1 protein-coding gene is annotated in these 1,159 nt (G+C 64.5%); it reads left to right on the plus strand.

The window, feature by feature from the left end:
- Positions 1-151: 151 nt before the first annotated feature.
- The coding region (locus NW815_RS06545; RefSeq protein WP_414415819.1) for an ATP-binding protein at positions 152-1,159 on the plus strand (1,008 nt) is incomplete at its 3' end.

Consider the following 1,159-nt stretch of genomic DNA (forward strand, 5'->3'; position numbering starts at 1 on the left):
CAGGGTTTTGGGGGTTAGAGGCATGCTCCCCAGAAAATCTCAGTTGCAAAGGCGGTGCGGAGCACTCAAGCGATAGACTGGGGTGTACAGCTCCCGCTCCGCTGCGAATCTGCTCGATTGAACCGTTGCTCGCCAAGCCTACCCGCCAACCATGGGATCCGCAACTCTATCCGCTCCTTGTACCTTTCCCCTCACCGCTGTAGTGGGGCAACAGGCGGCCAAGCTGGCTCTGCTGCTGGCAGCAGTGGATCCCAGCCTAAGGGGTGTGGTGCTGGTGGGGCCTCGCGGCACCGCCAAGTCGGTTTTGGCCAGAGGGATCCACGCCTTGCTACCGCCCATCGAGGTGATTGCGGGATCCTATTGCAACGACGATCCAGCGCAGCCGGATACCTGGTCCGACTGGGCCAAGGCTCGCTACCCAGCCGGAGAGGTGCCGCCCACCCAAGTGATATCGCCCCCCTTTGTCCAGGTTCCCCTGGGCGTCACCGAAGATCGGCTGCTGGGATCCGTCGATGTGGAGGCCTCCATCAGGCAGGGGGAAACGGTCTTCCAGCCAGGGCTCTTGGCTGCTGCCCACCGGGGCGTGCTCTATGTGGATGACATCAACCTCTTGGACGACGCCATCGTCAACTTGTTGCTGACGGTGGTGGGGGATGGGGTCAACCGCCTGGAACGGGAGGGGCTGAGTCTGCAACACCCCTGCCGGCCTCTCTTGGTGGCCACCTACAACCCCGAAGAGGGATCCCTGCGCCCCCACCTGCTGGATCGCCTGGCACTGGTGGTGCCGGTGGGGCAGGAGCTGAGCCTAGAAGAGCGAGGGGAAATTGTCCAACGGGCAACGCAATTTGTCGATGCTCCCGAGCCCTTCCTGGCCGAGCACCAGGCGGAACTGGAGGAAATCCGCACCCGCATCCTCCTGGCGCGGGAGTGGCTGCCCCAGGTCAAGCCGCAGCGGGAACAGCTCCTCTACCTGGTGCAGGAGGCCATCCGCGGCAACGTCCAAGGGCACCGGGGAGAACAATTTGCCCTGCGAGCCGCCTGTGCCCTGGCAGCTCTGGAAGGACGGGATCGCCTGTTGGCCGAGGATCTGCAGCAGGCTGTGCAACTGGTGCTGCTGCCCCGCGCCCAATACGACCCCGACCAGCCCCCCCCTCCCCCC

Origin of the sequence: Synechococcus sp. R6-7, from assembly GCF_047461695.1 — a bacterium.
Classification (GTDB): Bacteria; Cyanobacteriota; Cyanobacteriia; order Thermostichales; family Thermostichaceae; genus Thermostichus.